Origin of the sequence: Amycolatopsis alkalitolerans (assembly GCF_006152065.1) — a bacterium.
GTDB lineage: Bacteria > Actinomycetota > Actinomycetes > Mycobacteriales > Pseudonocardiaceae > Amycolatopsis_E > Amycolatopsis_E alkalitolerans.
Genome location: NZ_VDFW01000038.1, coordinates 45,295 through 60,897 on the forward strand (window position 1 = coordinate 45,295; position 15,603 = coordinate 60,897).

The 15,603-nt window shown below is 71.2% G+C and carries 15 protein-coding genes; 10 read left to right on the forward strand and 5 right to left on the reverse strand.

The annotated features are described in order from the left end of the window. Positions 1-2: 2 nt before the first annotated feature. The 6 genes from FG385_RS29610 to FG385_RS29635 all read left to right on the forward strand — a co-directional run bounded on the left by FG385_RS29610 (position 3) and on the right by FG385_RS29635 (position 8,006). Positions 3-920 carry a polysaccharide deacetylase family protein gene (locus FG385_RS29610; RefSeq protein ID WP_139100102.1) on the forward strand — a complete coding sequence of 306 codons (918 nt, stop codon included), beginning with the start codon at positions 3-5 and terminating at the stop codon, positions 918-920. Then, positions 917-2,221 carry an MFS transporter gene (locus tag FG385_RS29615; RefSeq protein WP_139100103.1) on the forward strand — a complete coding sequence of 435 codons (1,305 nt, stop codon included), beginning with the start codon at positions 917-919 and terminating at the stop codon, positions 2,219-2,221. The genes FG385_RS29610 and FG385_RS29615 overlap by 4 nt, the downstream gene beginning before the upstream one ends. Then, positions 2,218-3,477: a 6-phospho-beta-glucosidase gene (locus tag FG385_RS29620; protein ID WP_139100104.1), complete on the forward strand. Its 1,260-nt coding sequence runs from the start codon at positions 2,218-2,220 to the stop codon at positions 3,475-3,477. Before FG385_RS29615 ends, FG385_RS29620 begins: the two co-directional genes overlap by 4 nt. After that, complete coding sequence (locus FG385_RS35485) at positions 3,474-4,829, forward strand: BadF/BadG/BcrA/BcrD ATPase family protein (RefSeq protein WP_160148918.1); 1,356 nt, start codon at positions 3,474-3,476, stop codon at positions 4,827-4,829. Before FG385_RS29620 ends, FG385_RS35485 begins: the two co-directional genes overlap by 4 nt. Positions 4,830-4,961: 132 nt before the next feature. Beyond that, entirely contained in the window at positions 4,962-7,172 is a 2,211-nt protein-coding gene (locus tag FG385_RS29630) for an outer membrane protein assembly factor BamB family protein (RefSeq protein ID WP_139100105.1), read from the forward strand. Between the two features lie 234 nt (positions 7,173-7,406). Further along, positions 7,407-8,006 (forward strand): LysE/ArgO family amino acid transporter, encoded by a 600-nt coding sequence (locus FG385_RS29635; protein ID WP_139100106.1) that lies wholly within the window; start codon positions 7,407-7,409, stop codon positions 8,004-8,006. On the opposite strand, the gene FG385_RS29640 is transcribed toward FG385_RS29635, so the two are convergent. From FG385_RS29640 to FG385_RS29650, 3 genes are all read right to left on the reverse strand, one after another. Beyond that, positions 7,999-8,805, reverse strand: coding sequence for a class I SAM-dependent methyltransferase (locus FG385_RS29640; protein ID WP_139100107.1), 807 nt, complete (start codon positions 8,803-8,805; stop codon positions 7,999-8,001). The two genes, FG385_RS29635 and FG385_RS29640, sit on opposite strands and share 8 nt — an antisense overlap. A 45-nt stretch (positions 8,806-8,850) precedes the next feature. Then, positions 8,851-9,429, reverse strand: coding sequence for a dihydrofolate reductase family protein (locus FG385_RS29645; protein WP_139100108.1), 579 nt, complete (start codon positions 9,427-9,429; stop codon positions 8,851-8,853). 84 nt (positions 9,430-9,513) lie between these two features. After that, the gene (locus FG385_RS29650; RefSeq protein WP_139100109.1) at positions 9,514-10,983 is read right to left on the reverse strand and encodes a glycosyltransferase; all 1,470 of its coding nucleotides are present in this window, start codon (positions 10,981-10,983) and stop codon (positions 9,514-9,516) included. 607 nt (positions 10,984-11,590) lie between these two features. Between FG385_RS29650 and FG385_RS29655 the strand changes: the two genes are divergently transcribed. Further along, entirely contained in the window at positions 11,591-11,989 is a 399-nt protein-coding gene (locus FG385_RS29655; protein WP_139100110.1) for a hypothetical protein, read from the forward strand. Here the strand turns inward: FG385_RS29655 and FG385_RS29660 are convergent. Continuing rightward, complete coding sequence (locus FG385_RS29660) at positions 11,986-12,957, reverse strand: GlxA family transcriptional regulator (RefSeq protein WP_139100111.1); 972 nt, start codon at positions 12,955-12,957, stop codon at positions 11,986-11,988. The genes FG385_RS29655 and FG385_RS29660 overlap by 4 nt on opposite strands. A 113-nt stretch (positions 12,958-13,070) precedes the next feature. Here FG385_RS29660 and FG385_RS29665 point away from each other — a divergent pair, with 113 nt between their 5' ends. After that, entirely contained in the window at positions 13,071-14,033 is a 963-nt protein-coding gene (locus FG385_RS29665) for a hypothetical protein (RefSeq protein WP_139100112.1), read from the forward strand. Here the strand turns inward: FG385_RS29665 and FG385_RS29670 are convergent. Beyond that, entirely contained in the window at positions 14,030-14,614 is a 585-nt protein-coding gene (locus tag FG385_RS29670; RefSeq protein ID WP_139100113.1) for a class I SAM-dependent methyltransferase, read from the reverse strand. The genes FG385_RS29665 and FG385_RS29670 overlap by 4 nt on opposite strands. 81 nt (positions 14,615-14,695) lie before the next feature. Between FG385_RS29670 and FG385_RS29675 the strand changes: the two genes are divergently transcribed. Both FG385_RS29675 and FG385_RS29680 read left to right on the forward strand, forming a co-directional pair. Continuing rightward, positions 14,696-15,151 carry a MarR family winged helix-turn-helix transcriptional regulator gene (locus FG385_RS29675; protein WP_160148919.1) on the forward strand — a complete coding sequence of 152 codons (456 nt, stop codon included), beginning with the start codon at positions 14,696-14,698 and terminating at the stop codon, positions 15,149-15,151. Positions 15,152-15,291: 140 nt separating this feature from the next. Next, positions 15,292-15,603 (forward strand): hypothetical protein (locus FG385_RS29680; protein ID WP_200834724.1); only part of this gene is annotated, 312 nt, incomplete at its 3' end.

Sequence of the window (15,603 nt, forward strand, 5' to 3'; positions counted from 1 at the left end):
CCATGCCCGCACCCTCCGAGCTCAACCGCCGGCTCGGCTACGCGGCCGGCGACCGGCTCCTGATCGTCAACGCCGACGACTTCGGCATGTGCCGTTCCGCCAATCGCGGGATCCACAAGCTCCTGGCGGCAGGCGGGATCAGCTCGGCCACGCTGATGACGCCGTGCGCCTGGGCGCCCGCCGCGGCGTCGATGGCCGCCGCGTTCGACGTGGGCGTACACCTGGTCTTCACCAGCGAATGGGAGCGATACCGCTGGGGACCCGTCGGCGCGCCGGGCAGCCTCGTCGACGAAGCAGGCTACTTTCCCCGCGACTGCGCCAGCTTCGAGCGGCAAGCCGAACCGGAGCACGTGCGTGCGGAAATCGAGGCACAGCTCGCGAAGGCCGTCGCGCTCGGGCTCGACCCGACACACGCCGACAACCACATGGGCAGCCTCTACGGCCTCGAAACCGGCCGCGATTTCCTGCGCCTCGCGCTGGACGCCTGCGCGCGCCACGGGCTGCCGTTCCGGCTGCCCAGGATCGCGGATCTGCGTGGCGTCACGATCGCGCCCGAGGTCGCCTCGGCGGCACAGCATCTGGTCGACGAACGCTGCGCCTACGCGGACGAACTCGGCGTGGTGGTGCCGGACTACGTGTGGACGTACGAATTCGGTTCCTCGCCCGGCGACACGTACGAATCGGTCAAGCAGGACATGATCACCCTGATCAAAGCAGTCGAGCCGGGCGTCACCGAGATCTACCTCCACCCGTTCGAAGTGACCGGCGAGCTGCGCGAGATCAGTCCCGACTACGCGAAACGCGGGCACGAGCTGGCCATGTTGCAGGACCCCGAACTGCACCAGGCGATCGCCGACGCCGGCGTCGCGCGCATCGGCTGGCGCGAACTGCGTGCTCTGCAGCGAGGGCAGGGCCGGTGACCGTCGAGCAGGCGGCCGCGCCGCCCACCCTCCACAAGCGACAGATCGTCGGTTTCGGCGCCGGGAACTTCTCGGTCAACCTGATCGCGCAGACCTTCGCCACGCTCGCCGTCTTCTACTACGACGACCAGCTCAAGGCGAGCCCCTCGCTGATCGCGCTGGCGATGGCGATCCACGGCGTGTTCAACGCGGTGCTCAACCCGCTGTTCGGGCACCTGTCCGACCGCACGCGCAGCCGGTGGGGCCGCCGCGTGCCCTACATCCTGTTCGGCATGGTTCCGCTCGCCGCGGCGTTCACGCTGATCTGGACGCCGCCGGTGAGCGGATCCTCTTCGCTGTTCTGGTACTTCCTGCTCGTCGTGCTGGTTTACGACGTCCTGTTCGTCCTCGTGGTGCTCAACTACGGCGCGATCTTCCCGGAAATGTTCGTGACCCGTGCCGAACGCGCGGCGGGCGCCGCGTGGCGGCAGATGTTCGCGATCGTCGGCATGATCCTCGGGGTCGGCGCCGCGCCGGTGCTCTACGGCGCGCTCGGCTGGTCCGGAATGGGCATCGTGCTCGCGGTGCTGACCGTACTCGGGTTCACTGTCGCGCTCACCGGCTCGGTCGAGCGAAGGCAAAGCGAGACCGCGCCGTTCTCGTTCTTCGCGGCGATCCGCCACACCTTCGCGAACCGGGCCTTCCTGGTCTACGTGATCGGCAGCTTCCTGCTGCAGCTGTGCGTGGCGCTGCTGCAGGCGAGCATCGCCTTCTTCGCCAAGTACGTCCTCGGAAACCCCAGCGCCACCATGGTTTCCCTGCTGCTGGGCACGATCTTCGTGGTCGCCGTCCCGATGGTCTACGTCTGGGGCGCGGTGATCCGCCGGTTCGGCGCGAAGAAGGCCATCCTCGCCACGGTCGCGGTGTACCTGCTCGCCTCGGCCCCGTTCCTGCTGGTGTCCGATCTGGTCTCGGCGTTGCTGACCGCGGCCGCCACCGGGATCGCGGTGGCCGGGATGCTCGTGCTGCTGGACATCCTACTCGCCGAGGTGATCGACGTGGACGCCGCGCGCACCGGGGTGCGCCGCGAAGGGATGTACCTGGGGGTCAACGGTTTCATCGTGCGCTGGTCGGTCTCGGTGCAGGCGCTGATCATGGGGTTCGTGCTGCCCCGCAGCGGATACGACGCGTCGCTGGCCGTCCAGCCGCACACCGTCCAAACCGGAGTCCGGCTGCTGATCGGCGGGATTCCGATGGGGATCCTGGTCCTGGCCTTCCTGATGTTCCTCGCCTACCCGAGCAGGGAGAAGGCCCTCTCATGAAGATCGCGGTCGTCGGCGGCGGTTCCACCTACACCCCCGAACTCGTCGACGGTCTCGCCCGGATGCGCGGCACCCTCGAGGTCAGCGAACTCGTCCTGATCGATCCGGCGGCCGGCCGGCTCGCGGACATCGGCCCGCTCGGCAGGCGCATGTTCGCGCGCGAGGGGCATCCGGGAGCCGTCACGTGGACGACCGAACTCGAGGCCGGGCTCGCCGGTGCCCAGTTCGTGCTCATCCAGCTGCGTATCGGCGGGCAGGCCGCGCGGCTGTCCGACGAGACGTTCCCGCTCGCGTGCGGATGCGTCGGCCAGGAGACGACTGGCGCCGGCGGGCTCGCGAAGGCGCTGCGCACCGTGCCCGAAGTTCTCCGCATCGCCGCAAAGGCGCGTGAGCTCGCGGCGCCCGGCGCGTGGCTCGTCGATTTCACCAACCCGGTCGGCATCGTGACCCGCGCGCTGCTCGACGCCGGGCATCGTGCCGTCGGGCTGTGCAACGTGGCCATCGGGTTCCAGCGCGCGATCGCGGCCGGGCTCGGCGTGCCCGCACACCGGATCAGCCTCGACCACGTGGGCCTGAATCACCTGAGCTGGGAACGCTCGGTACGCCTCGACGGCACGGACATCCTCCCCTCGCTCCTGGCCGAACACGGCGCGCTCATCGAGCGGCAGACGAAACTGCCCATCGAGCTGATCCGCCGCCTTGGCGTGATCCCGTCCTACTACCTGCGGTACTACTACCAGCACGATCCGGTGGTCGCGGAACTACTCGAAAGCGTGCCGCGGGCCACACAGGTGGCCGAGGTCGAACGCGAACTGCTCGCCCGGTATGCCGACTCCACTTTGGACACCAAACCCGAGGAGCTGCGGCGCCGGGGCGGGGCGTTCTACTCGGAGGCGGCGGTCGAACTGCTCGCCGCCCTGCACGGCGACACCGGCGAGGTGCGGACGGTGAACCTGCGCAACCACGGCCTGTTCCCGACCCTGCCCGGCGAAGCGGTGATCGAGGTGCCTGCCCGCGTCACCGCCAGCGGTCCGGTCGCGGTCCCCACCGCGCCACCCGATCCGCTCTACGCCGGGCTGGTGACCCACGTCGCCGCCTACGAAGAACTGGCCGTCGAAGCCGCGCTGCACGGCGGTCGCGAACGCGTTTTCCGGGCGCTGCTGGCACATCCGCTCGTGGGCCAGGCCCACCTCGCCGACCGGCTGACCGACGACCTTCTCGCGGCGAACCGCGACCATCTGGCCTGGGCGCGATGAGAGCCGTGCTCGCCGTCGATGGCGGTGGCACGAAGACCGACGTACTGATCGCCGCCGAAGACGGCCGCGTACTCGGGCACCGGCGCGTGGACGGCCTGCCCCCGCACAAGCTCGGGCTCGACGCGTCCATCACCGGGATCGGCGCCGCGGTCCGCCAGGTCCGGGCGGAGCTCACCGAGCCGGTGGAGATCCGCCACGCCGCGGTGTTCCTGGCCGGAGCGGACCTGCCGGCCGAGATCGAGGCTCTGGATCGTGCGGTCGCGGCGGCAGGCTGGGCCCCGGACACGCTGGTGGAAAACGACACCTTCGCGCTGCTGCGCGCCGGAACCACCGCGCCGGACGCGGTCGCGGTCGTGTGCGGCACCGGGATCAACTGCGTCGGGGTGACTTCGGACGGCCGCACCAGCCGCTTCCCCGCGCTGGGCAGGCTCAGCGGGGACTGGGGCGGCGGGCGGGACCTGGCGTCCGAGATGCTCTGGCACGCGGTGCGCGCGGAGGACGGGCGGGGGCCGGAAACGGCGCTGCGGAAGGCCGTCTGCGAGCGGCTCGGCACGGCGAACGTGCGGGCCGTCGTCGAGGCCGTGCATGCCGGGAAGCTCGCCGCTGACCTGGCGACCGTCCTGCCGCCGGTGTTGTTCGAGGTGGCCGGGTCCGGCGACGAACTCGCGATGAGCGTGGTCGAACGCCTGGCCGGTGAGGTGGTCCGCATGGTCGCGGTCACCTGCGCGCGGTTGAACCTCGACCGGATCCCCCTCGTGCTGGGCGGTTCGGTGCTCGCGGGCGGGCATCCGCTGCTCCTCGCCGGGATCGAACGCGGACTGGCCGGGCGGGGGCTGCGCATCGGGATCGTGCTGGTCTCGGCACCTCCGGTGCTCGGGGCGGCGCTGCTCGGCCTGGACCGGCTGTCCGGCGGGCGCGCCCCGGAGCCCGCGGCCATCCGGCTGGCCGCCGAAGTGTCCACATTGGATCTCACCACGCGTCCCCTGCAAGGTCTCCCGGCCCGGGCGCGCACGCGCACCGCCGCCCGCCCGCTCACCGAACCCGACATCCTGCGCGGGCATCTGGACACGCTGATCCTCGCGGTGCTCGAACGCGGGCCGTTGCACGGGTACGGGATCATCGAGGCCCTGCGGGCCCGCAGCGGCGGGGCGCTGCGGGTGCCCAGTGGCAGCGTCTATCCGGCTTTGCACCGGCTGGAGGCCGGCGGTTCGATCAGCAGCCACAACTCCGTCTACGGCGGCCGTAACCGCCGCACGTACCAGTTGACCGGCCGGGGCCGGGTCGCCGTGCGCACCCAGCGGCAGGCCTGGCAGGAGTTCGCCCGGATCGTCGGGAGCTTCCTCGATGAGTAGGCAGCCTTCATATGCCCGCCGCCCCGCGCTCGATACCTCCAGTTCAGCCAGGTAAACAACCAGCGCAAACGCCGCGTCATCCGCGCCGACGAGACTCGCGGGGCATCCCCGTCCCCTGGAGGTAAGACACAGATGACCGGCAGACGTCAGGACGAACCGTGCTCGCACGCCGGGCTCGACCGGCGGGGCTTCCTCGGCCTCGCCGGGGCGACGCTCGCCACGACCGGGCTGGCCTCACTGCTCGGCGCCGCACCCGCGGAAGCCGAAGTGCCCTCCCGGCGCCCGGGCGCCGGGCCGCGGTTCGGCCTGATCTCGGACACGCACGTCAACACGACCAGCCCGGCCTCGACCACCTACCTAGGCGCGGCCAACGCCTCGCTGGCCAGGCGCGACCCGGATTTCGTCCTGCACTGCGGCGACATCACCGACTCCGGGCTGGCGGACGAGTACGTCCAGTACGGCCGGACGATCCCGGACTCGCTGCGCGGCCGGATCCACTACTCCCCCGGCAACCACGAGATGCGCTGGGACGCCTCGGCCAAAGAGCTCTACCACGCGCATTTCGGCCCGGCACCGTACTCGTTCGACTCCGGCGGCGTGCACTTCATCGGCTTCGACCCCACGCAGGTTCTGCAGGAACCCGGCCACTACGGCCAGGGCAACCTGGACTGGCTCGAGCGCGACCTGCGCCGCCTGCGGCCGGGCACCCCGGCGGTCCTGTTCCAGCACTACCCGATGGGCAACACGTTCTACTTCGTCGACGATCAGCCCGCCGCGCTCGACCTGCTCGCCCGGTACGGCGTGCGCGGCCTGTTCGTCGGGCACATCCACCGCGAGGACATCGCCCGGTTCAACGGCTTGACCCAGGTCGGGCTGAAGGCGGTGCTCAACGGGCCCGTCTACTACTGGGCGCAGCCGGCCGGCGACGGCAGCCCGGTGCTGGAGGTGACCCGGGTGACCGTGCGGGCGGACGGCACGGACCTGGAGGAACCGTACGCGACGATGCCGCTGGCCGGTACCGGCCCCGGCGTCCCGCAGCGCCCCACGGACGTCCGCCTCGGCAAGGTGTCCGGTGGCGCGCTGCCGGTCGCGGTGGCGACGCGCCCGGACGCGACCCCGGTCAGCGTCTCCGTGCAGCCCTATCCGCAGACGATCTTCGGCGGCACCCGGACCCCGGTCTGGCAGCCGCTGGCAAGCGCCGGGCCGAACCGCTGGTCGGCTTCGGTGGACGTGTCCGCGCTCGCGCCGGGCGAGCAGCGGCTGGAGGTGCAGGTGCTCGCCGAGGACGGCTCGTGGTGGCGAGACATCGCCAGCTACGCCGTGCCCGGGACGGCCTCGGATCCGGTCGAGCGCTGGAGCCACCAGCTGCCCGGTTCGGTGCAGGGCGGCATCACGCCGATCGCGCGCGGCACGGTCGCCGCCGCGTCCACCGCGGGCGACCTGGTCACGATCGACGGGCGGCGCCAACGATGGCAAACGCGGCTGGGCCCGGTCTACCGCCGACCCGCTGTGGACGCGGCGGGCCGCACCCTGTTCGTGCCGTCCGCGGACCACCATCTGTACGCGGTGGACGCGGCGACCGGGCGGCAACGGTGGCGGTTCGACGCCGGCGCGCCCGTGCTCAGCACCCCGGACGTGCGCACGGTCGGCGGCAGGGAGCAGGTCGTCTTCTCGGCCGGGCAAGGGCTTTTCGCGCTGACCGCGGCAACTGGACGTCCTCTGTGGACGGTACCGGACCGCGGGTTCTCCTCCGGCCAGCCGGCCGGTGACGGCCAGATGGTCTATACCGCTGCGGCGGACGGGTACGCCCGCGCGCACGACGCCGCGACGGGCGAGCCGGTTTGGGCGAACCAGATGGTGTCCGGTGTACCGCACCGCGTGTTGCTCTACAGCGGATGGGACTGCGTGGTCGCCGTCGGCGGCGGCGTGGTCATCGTGGCGACGGTGTCGCAGTCGACCGCGCTCGACGCGGCGACCGGCGCCGTACGGTGGACCGTGTCCGGCAGCACCATGTACGCCCCGGCGGTCCTGGTCGAAGGCGCCGCGCTGCTGACCACCGAGTGGGGCGTTCTGACCAAAGTGGACCTTCAGACCGGGAAGACGCTGTGGCAGACCGATCTCGCGGTCCGGGTGTTCAATGCCGGGGTGGTCGTCGCCGACAGGACCGCCTGGGTAGCCTCGGTCGACGGCAAGCTGATCGGCGTGCGGCTCGCGGACGGTGTGCGGCTCGGCTGGCTGCAGCACAGCCTCGTCTACACCTTCGGCCGCCCGGTGATCGCGGACGGCACACTCGTCGTCGGTGACCAGAACGGGGTAGTACACGGGATCGCGCTCCCATACTGAGCCGTTAGTTACTAATCCGACCACAGTCACGGCTGTCCGGCTTGCGTACAACGGTTACGTACTGCTCGGGGTCCGCCTACCTTTGGTCGGATTAGTAAATCGCTTGCGGCGAAAGCGACCGGGCCGGGAGGATCGCGCCATGACCGTGATCCTCCCCGCTCCTGTCCTGCCGGCCCGCGTCTTCGGCGGCCAGCAGCAGCAGGTCCAGGCCAGGAGGCACGGCGCGCTCCTGCCGTGACGGCCGCGATCGTCGCGGGGCTGCTGGCCGGGTACGGGATCGCGATCCCGGTGGGCGCCGTGGGCGCCTATCTCACCAGCCTGACCGCCCGGACCTCATGGCGCGTCGGCTTCGCCGCGGCGCTCGGTGTCGCGACCGTCGACGGGGTGTACGCGCTGGCGGCCGTACTCGGCGGCGGCGCGCTGGCCCGCGTCATCGCCCCGGTCGCAGGCGTGCTGCGCTGGATTGCGGCCGCGATCCTCATCGTGGTGGCCGTGCGGATCACCGTCTGCGCGCTCCGCCGGTACCGCGCGACAGCAGCACAACCGCCGCCGATGGGCGCGGCGCGCGCGTACGCGACGCTCGTCGCGATGACGCTGGTCAATCCCACCACGATCATCTACTTCGTCGCGGTGGTCCTCGGTAACCGCGCGGACGTCACCGCCAAGGGGGTGTTCGTCGCCGCGGCCTTCCTCGCGTCGGCGAGCTGGCAACTCGTCCTCGCCGGTGGCGGGGCCCTGCTCGGCAGGATGCTCACGGGCGCGCGCGGGCGGCTGATCACCGGGTTCGCGTCGAGTGCGGTGGTCGCCGTCCTCGCGGTGCGGATGCTCAGTTGAGGCGTTTCGCGACGGCCGGCAGGTGCCCGCCGGCACCGAGCAGTTCGGGGACGCGCTCGAGGGCGCGCGCTGCGTCCAGTACGACCTCGCGCGCCCGCGGATCGTTCATCCGCTCGTCCAGATCGGCGAGCATGAAGGCCATTCCTTCGACCGCGACCAGGTCCAGCACCGAGAGCCCGGCATCGCGCAGCTCGGCGCGCAGCTGCCGCGGCCGGTGGCAGTAGCCGGTGAAGGAGCCGGGAAACAGCGGCGGCAGCCAGCCCGTCCGCTCCACGCGCGTGGTCTCGGCACGGACCTGCGGGTACCGCTCGTACAGGCGCAGGCGGAGTTCGCCGTCCAGCCTCGGCGCCCACCGCGAAATCGCGGCCACCAGCACCGGACCGCCCGGGCGCACGACGCGCCTGGCTTCCCCGAGCGCCCGGAGGCGATCTTCACGCCGGCGAAGGTGGTAGAGCGGCCCGAGGAGCAGTACCGCATCCACCGACGCGTCAGCCAGGTCGAGATCGCGCGCGTCCGCGACGGCGGTACGTATCTCGCGGCGGCACTCCTCGCGCGGCTGCGCGACGTGCAACGGCATGAGATCGCGATGCTCGACGCGGTAGCCGAGGCCGGCGAGCCACACGGCGTTGTGTCCCGGCCCGCCACCGATGTCGGCGATCGTCGCGGGCGGGTCCGGCAGGTGGCGCAGCGCGATCTCCTTGGTGCGCACGGCTTCCAGCACGCCCCGCGCCCTGGTGATGAGCCGGTCACGCTCCTGCCCTAGCGCGTAGTGGGCCTGCATGGCATCGGCGTCGTCCACCACCGCACCCTGGCACCGCCAACCGCGCCGGTCGAGCGAATTGGCTCAGACGTGCAGGGTGGGCCGGTAGATGAGCTCCTGGAGATGGCCGTCGAGCGTCCGGTGCTCGATCAGCTCGAGGTCGAAGTCGGCCGCGCCCTGGAAGATCGGGTCTCGTCCGGTCTGACCGGTGATCACGGGGAAGAGCGTCACCTGGACGCGGTCGACCAAGCCGGCGGCCATCAGCGCCCGGTTCATCGACAGGCTGCCGTGCGAGCGCAACGGCAGGCCGGACTCCTCCTTGAGCCGGGCGACGACGTCGACGGCATCGCCGTTCGCGATGGTGCCGTCCGCCCAGTCGAGGGGTCCTTTCAGCGTGGTCGAGACCACCGTGGCCGGCAGGGTCGTCATCCGGGTGACCCACGGGTCACGGACCTCGGACTCCGCGGTGCTGGAGGCCAGCATCTGCACGAACAGCCGGTACGTGTTGGCCCCGAAGACCATCCGCTGCTCCTCGTCGTACAGGGCGAGGCGGTGGTCGAGCAACTCGGGGCCTTGCCTGCCCCAGTAGCCGGTCCAGTTGCCGCCGGCCGAGCCGAAGCCGTCGAGGCTGGAAAAGACGTCGAAGGTGTAGGTAGCGGTCATGGTCCTCTCCTTGCACGGTTGACCGGGTCTCGCAGATACAGACCGCCTGCCAGGACGAGACTCATCGCGCCAGTGGCCCTCACGCTAGGCGTAGCCGGCGGGCGCGGATACCTCCGCGGGCGCCCCTTCGCCGAGGAGCAGGCGTTCGAACAGCGCGATGTACTGCAGCAGCGACCGTGACCCCAGGTAACCGCCGCGGACACGGAGCCGGGCCAGCCCGCCCATCGCGGCCGCGGCACGGGGGTCGCCGGCCAGCCGGACGACCGCGTTCCCATAGGCGGCCAGGTCCCGCGGGCCGACCAGCCAGCCGGAGCGCCCGTCCTCGATCTGGTCCTGGATCCCGCCGATCCGGCTGGCCACCACCGGCCGGGACTTCCACATCGCCTCGGCCACGGTGAGCCCGAAGCCCTCCGCGATCGACTTCTGCACCACCACGTGCGCCCGGCGCTGGAGGGCGTTCACGACCGCGGCGTTCTCTTCGAGATCGGTCATCGGCAACGTCACGAGATGGACGCGCTCGCGCGCCTCGTCCGAAAGCGCGCCGTAGTATTCACGCGCGGCCGCGAGGACGCTCCTGCCTTCGGGGTCGTCCGCGATCGCCTCGACGGACGGACCGGCGTAGACCAGATGTGCCTTCGAATTCGGGAGGACATGGCGTACGAAACCGTCGATCACGCCGAGTGGATCCTTCAACCCGTCCCAGCGGGAGACCTGCAGCACCATCACGTCGTCCGGGCGCAGGGGACGGCCTTGGTCTGCCTCGGCGGGGCGCTCGACACGCCCGGGCGAGGTGTCCAGACGTGCGAAGGACGCGTCGCCGTCGACCGCCGGGTCCGAGTCCTGCAGGCCCGCGGCGGAGAGGATCCCGGAGACCTGGGCCTGGGACAGCTCCTGGTTCTTCGCCGAGAACGCGTCGATCGACGGAGCGATGAGCACCGTCTTGGCGGGGTCGAGATCGCCCCACACGTATTGCCTGCGGGAGAACACGTAGGCGTCGGCCTGCCGCACGTAGTCGCGGAGGAACCCCCATGCCCGGCGGGTGAGCCCGTCCGGATCGTCGATGCCGACGTGGCAGCGCCAGACGACGGGGACGCCGAGCCGTTTGAGCACGGGGATCATGCCGACCGTCTGCGGGTCGTGCAGCAACACGACATCCCCGGGCACGATGCGGTTCGCCAGATCCTCCCCCGCGGCGCGGGTCACCGCCTCGTACACCGCCCGCGCTTCGCCGTCCAGCGGCCGGCCGTCCCCGGCCGCGCCATGCAGATGGTTGTGGATCCGTTTGGTAACGGTGAAGAAGGCTTCGTCACCGCGGATGACCTCCCAGCGCGCGTCGATCCCGGCTCCTCGCCCGTAGGCGAGCAGTGACACGAGCATCTCGGCCACGCCACCGCCGCGCGCGGTGGAGTTCACGTTCCACATCGCGTGGCCGCCGAGGAGATCCCGCCCGCGTGCGAACCGGTCCATGAGCCGGCGATACGCCGGATCCCCGATCACGGGCGCGAACCGCTCCAGCGGCAGCGCCGCGATCGGGACCGGTGTCAGGGCTGACATAGCTAGACGGTAGAGGAATTCCGGCGACCTACGGAATACTCGAACGTCTCCGTACTGGGCTAGACCTGCTGCACGCCGTTCTTCTCCCGGCGCAGCTGGAAAAGATGCCGGTAAATCTCCTTCCGCGCCCGGTTCTGGTTGCCAGCGGCCGGTTTCGCGCGCTTCCCGCACCCGCTGGGCCCGTCGCAGCGCGAGGGCACCACAGATTTCCCGGGCGCAGCCGGGAAGGCCCGCCCATCCCAGCTGGTCCATACCACTGCGGCCACCGGACCACTGCCCGGTCGCGGTGCACCGGCAGCCGCCTTCGGTGCCGACCCCGCGACGGCGATCAACCGACGACCCGGATCCAGCGAAGGCGTACTACACACAGTTGACCACGCGGTCGAAATGCCCTCTATCGGGTGATTGTCTCGCCCATGCGTAACAGTCATACGGACATTTACGTACATGATTACGTGACACGTTGGTGACGGCTGCCGTGACGGGGGCGGCAGCACCGCCGGCGACCGTACCGGCCTAAACCCCGCTGGCGCGGGTCACCCTGGAGCCGGCCGCGCCGAACCGGACACGCGCCAGGAAAGCCGGAGTCCGCCGCTAAGCTTGCGCCATGGCTGACGGGGTGTGGACCGACGTGATCAACTACGTGCGCCTGCGGTACGAAGTGCTCGAAGAGCGCGACACCTGGCTGCGCTTCCGGCTCGGCACCGAGGGCGGGCGCACCCAGCAGGTCACGGTGCACCTGCTTCCCGGGCAGGACGGTACGCACTGGGCGGAGATCTCCTCGGCCGTCGGCCGGGCCGACAAGATCGACTTGCGCCGCCTGCTCGAGCTGGCCGGCACGGCCGAGGTCGGCGGCGCTGCCGTGGTCGACGGGGTGGCGCTGATCAAGCACACCGTGCCGCTCGGATCGCTGGACATCCGCGAGGAGTTCGCGCGCCCGCTGGAATCCCTCGTCGCACGGGCGGACGCGTTCGAACACCAGCTCGGCGGCGGCGACGAGTTCTAGCGGAGGCCCGCCGGGGCGTGCACCGCGCGAAACCGTGACGGCGGGATACCGAACCGCGCCACGAAGGTCTGCCGCAGCGACTCGGCCGACGCGAAACCGCATCGCCGGGCGACCGCGCTCATCGGCTCCCGCGTCCCGGCCAGCAGCTGCGAAGCCGCTTCGAGGCGGGCGTCGCGTACGAGCTGCCACGGCGTGCGGCCGACGTGCTCGACGAACAGCCGGCTCAGGTGCCGTTCGCTGACGCTGACCAGCGCGGCCAGCCCGGCGGTGCTCAGCGCGGCGTCGAGATGGCTGACCACATGGTCGATCACCCGCCGCACCACCACATGCTCGGTTCGCGGGATCCTGGTGAACAGGCTCATCTGTGCCTGGTTTCCCGGCCGCTGCAGATAGGTGACCATGCCCACGGCGACCCGCCGGGCGATCTCCGCGCCGTGGTCCTCCTCGACGAACGCGAGCGTGAGGTCGACCGCCGCGGTGACCCCACCGGACGTGGCGACGGGGCCATCGCGGATGTAGATCGGCGCGGGATCGACCCGCACCTGCGGGTAGTGCTCGGCGAACTGGGCGGCCTCGAACCAGTGCGTCGTCGCGCGACGGCCGTCGAGCAGGCCCGCGGCGGCCAGCACCGTCGCCCCGGTACAGACCGACGCGATCCGCCGCGAAAGCCCGGCCAGCCGCCGGACCTGGCCGACCAGGCGCGGGTTCGCCGCGGCGGCCCGGTGGCCCTGCCCACCCGAGACGACCAGCGTGTCGATCCGGCCGCCGACCGCGTCGAGGCGGGACTGGCCGTGCAGCTCGAGTCCCGAGTCGCAGTGCACCGGCCGGCCGGCCGGGGTCGCGAACAGCACCTCGTAGGCCGGATCGGCGCCCATCCGGTTGGCGTAGTCGAATCCCGTCGTCACGCACGCCACGTCGACCAGCTCGATCCCGTCGAACCCGACAACGACGACAGTCCGCCCGGCCACACACCTACCGTACGGGCGGGTTCACCGTGTCCGGTAGACAGAAATCCCAGGGAACCGGACGTCCGGGAGCCTGGGGCCGCACCGGCGATCCCGCCCGTCGCGATGCTGAGCGCATGACCGATGTCCGTCCGCCGGCCTGGCACCGCCCGCTGATCCTGGTCGCCGCGGCGACCGCGCCGTTCATCCTCGTCGCGCTCGCCGGGGTGGCGCTCGACGACCGCATCCTCGGTGGGGCCCCGATCTGGCTCAAGCCCTTCAAGTTCGCCGTGTCGATCGTGATCTACGCGCTGACCCTGGCGTGGCTGACGACCTACCTGCCGCGCACCCGTCTCGTGCGGTCGTCAGCGACGATCATCGCGACGATGCTCGCGATCGAGTACGTGGTCATCGTCGGCCAGGTGATCCGCGGCCGGTTCAGCCATTTCAACGTCGCCACCCCGCTCGACGCCACGTTGTGGGGGATCATGGGCACCTCGATCACGGTCCTGTGGGTGGCGAACCTGGTGCGTGCGGTGTTCGTGCTGCGGCGCCGGATCGGTGATCCCGCGGTGACGTGGGCGGTCCGCGCGGGCACCGTCATCGCGCTGTTCGGCATGGCGATCGCGTTCATGATGACCAGACCGACCGGGGCGCAGCGGGAATCGCTGCGTGAAGGCACTTTCGGCGGGCTCATCGGCGGGCATACGGTGGAAGTGGCCGACGGCGGGCCGATCAATGCGGTCACCGGGTGGAGCACCGTCGGCGGTGACCTGAGGATCCCCCATTTCGTCGGCATTCACGCCCTGCAGGTGGTGCCGCTGCTGGCACTGGCGCTGGCGTTGCTCGCGCGGCGGATTCCCTTGCTGCGCGATGGATCCGCCCGCGTCCGGCTGGTGTTCGTCGCCGCGGCGGGCTACGCCGGGCTCACCGGGCTGGCGTTGTGGCAGGCGCTGCGTGGCCAGCCGCTGATCCATCCGGACCGGCTCACCGCGGTGGTCTTCTTCACGGTGGTGGCCGCCGTGCTGGTGGCCGCCGTCGCGGTGGTCACCCGTCCGGCCCGCGCGCCCGTTGAGCACGTCCTCCCTGGCGGGCGCTAAACCGCGGAGACTTCGAGGCGTTGAAACAGCGCCACGGGGAACGAGCCGGCACGCACGATCGTCCGCGTCAGGCGGCGCCCGTCCCTGGCCGAGGCCGCACGGACCTTTCCACCGGGGACCCAGCGGATGTCGTAGATCCACATCTGCCCCTCCGGTCGCAGCGCCCGGTCCAGGGACGACACGACGGCGGGCACGTCGGCCCAGTGGTGCATGCTCGCCGTCGAGACGATCAGATCGACCGAACCGGCGGGCAACGGCAGGTCGGCGAGGTCGGCCACGGTGAACTCGACCCGGTCCGCGATCCCTTCCCGCTCGGCGCGCCCGGTCGCAACGTCGATCATGCCCCGCTCCAGATCCACCCCGCGCACGCGCAGATCGGGCCGCCGGTTCGCGATCTGCGCGGCGAGCAACCCCGTGCCGCAGCCCGCGTCGAGCACGAGTCCGCCCCGCGGGGCGGCGGCGGTCACGTCGTCGGCGACGCGCCGGTGCAGACCACGGAAGGCCTTCCCGGCGCGCCGGTCGTAGGAGTGCCCGTCCGCGAACATATGCCGCTGACCGAACCGGTGCAGTGTCTTGTGCATGACCGCTCCTAAGATGGTTGACACTGGCAACTGTGACCGATGCTACCGTCAACGGTTGCGTCTATCAACCGTGGAGGCGTGGTGACGGAGACCGAACCGCTGGAGAGCCTGCTGACCCGGGTCATGCGCCTGGTCGCGACCCAGGGTGAGCAGCCGGCGAACGAGGGCGGGACCACGCTGACCACGACCGAGGGCGTCGTGCTGATCGAACTGCTCGGCGCCGGCGAGGTCACGCAGCAGCAGCTCAGCGGGCAGTTGCGCCTGGACAAGAGCCGGGTCAGCCGCCTGTGCTCGGCGCTCGAGCGCAAGCATCTCGTCACCCGCCACCGCGACGAGCACAACCGGCGCCACCTCCTGGTGCGGATCACCCGGCACGGGACCGCCGCGGCGACCCGGCTGCGCCGGACCTGGCAGGAGCGGCACGAGCGGATGCTCGGCGCGATGACCGCCGAGGAACGGCACGCCCTCCTGCTCGGGCTGCGCGCGCTGCACCGCGAACTCGACGCGGTCCACGGCCCGGATGACCGGTTTGCCTGATCCGGCCCGCCCTGTTCGTGACCGAATGTGCCGCCTGGGGCCTTCGGCTGGTGATCCGGGACTGATCCGGCAGGCTCGATCCGCCATCCCGGTACACTTCCGTCGTTGATCGTCCGCACACGACCACGGGAGGTGGCGCGATGGGCCAGCCGAGGTCCCGCTACGCGTTGTCGCGGATCGATCCGTTCAGCCTGTGCGCGATCATTCCGGCGCTGGCCCTGGCTGGCCTGTGCGGAGTGAGCGGCTTCATGCCGGGCGCGATCGCGATGGCCGTGCTGGCGCTCGCGATCATCGGCCTCGAAGTGTGGGTTCACCGCCGTGACCCGGCCGCGCCGCCGCCCCGGCAGGCGCCCGCCGCCCGCCGGGGCGAAGCGACCCGCGCCCAGCAGCCCACGCGGGCCCAGCAACCGGCCCGGCCGGCGCAGCCGACCCGCGCCCAGCAGCCGGTGCCT

Excerpts from the sequence above, each read along its gene's own strand:
- FG385_RS29665 (WP_139100112.1), top strand. The coding sequence starts at position 13,071 with ATGACCGATGTCCGTCCGCCGGCCTGGCACCGCCCGCTGATCCTGGTC.
- FG385_RS29655 (WP_139100110.1), top strand. The coding sequence starts at position 11,591 with ATGGCTGACGGGGTGTGGACCGACGTGATCAACTACGTGCGCCTGCGG.
- FG385_RS29630 (WP_139100105.1), top strand. The coding sequence starts at position 4,962 with ATGACCGGCAGACGTCAGGACGAACCGTGCTCGCACGCCGGGCTCGAC.
- FG385_RS29610 (WP_139100102.1), top strand. The coding sequence starts at position 3 with ATGCCCGCACCCTCCGAGCTCAACCGCCGGCTCGGCTACGCGGCCGGC.
- FG385_RS29670 (WP_139100113.1), bottom strand. The coding sequence starts at position 14,614 with ATGCACAAGACACTGCACCGGTTCGGTCAGCGGCATATGTTCGCGGAC.
- FG385_RS29650 (WP_139100109.1), bottom strand. The coding sequence starts at position 10,983 with ATGTCAGCCCTGACACCGGTCCCGATCGCGGCGCTGCCGCTGGAGCGG.
- FG385_RS29620 (WP_139100104.1), top strand. The coding sequence starts at position 2,218 with ATGAAGATCGCGGTCGTCGGCGGCGGTTCCACCTACACCCCCGAACTC.
- FG385_RS29645 (WP_139100108.1), bottom strand. The coding sequence starts at position 9,429 with ATGACCGCTACCTACACCTTCGACGTCTTTTCCAGCCTCGACGGCTTC.
- FG385_RS35485 (WP_160148918.1), top strand. The coding sequence starts at position 3,474 with ATGAGAGCCGTGCTCGCCGTCGATGGCGGTGGCACGAAGACCGACGTA.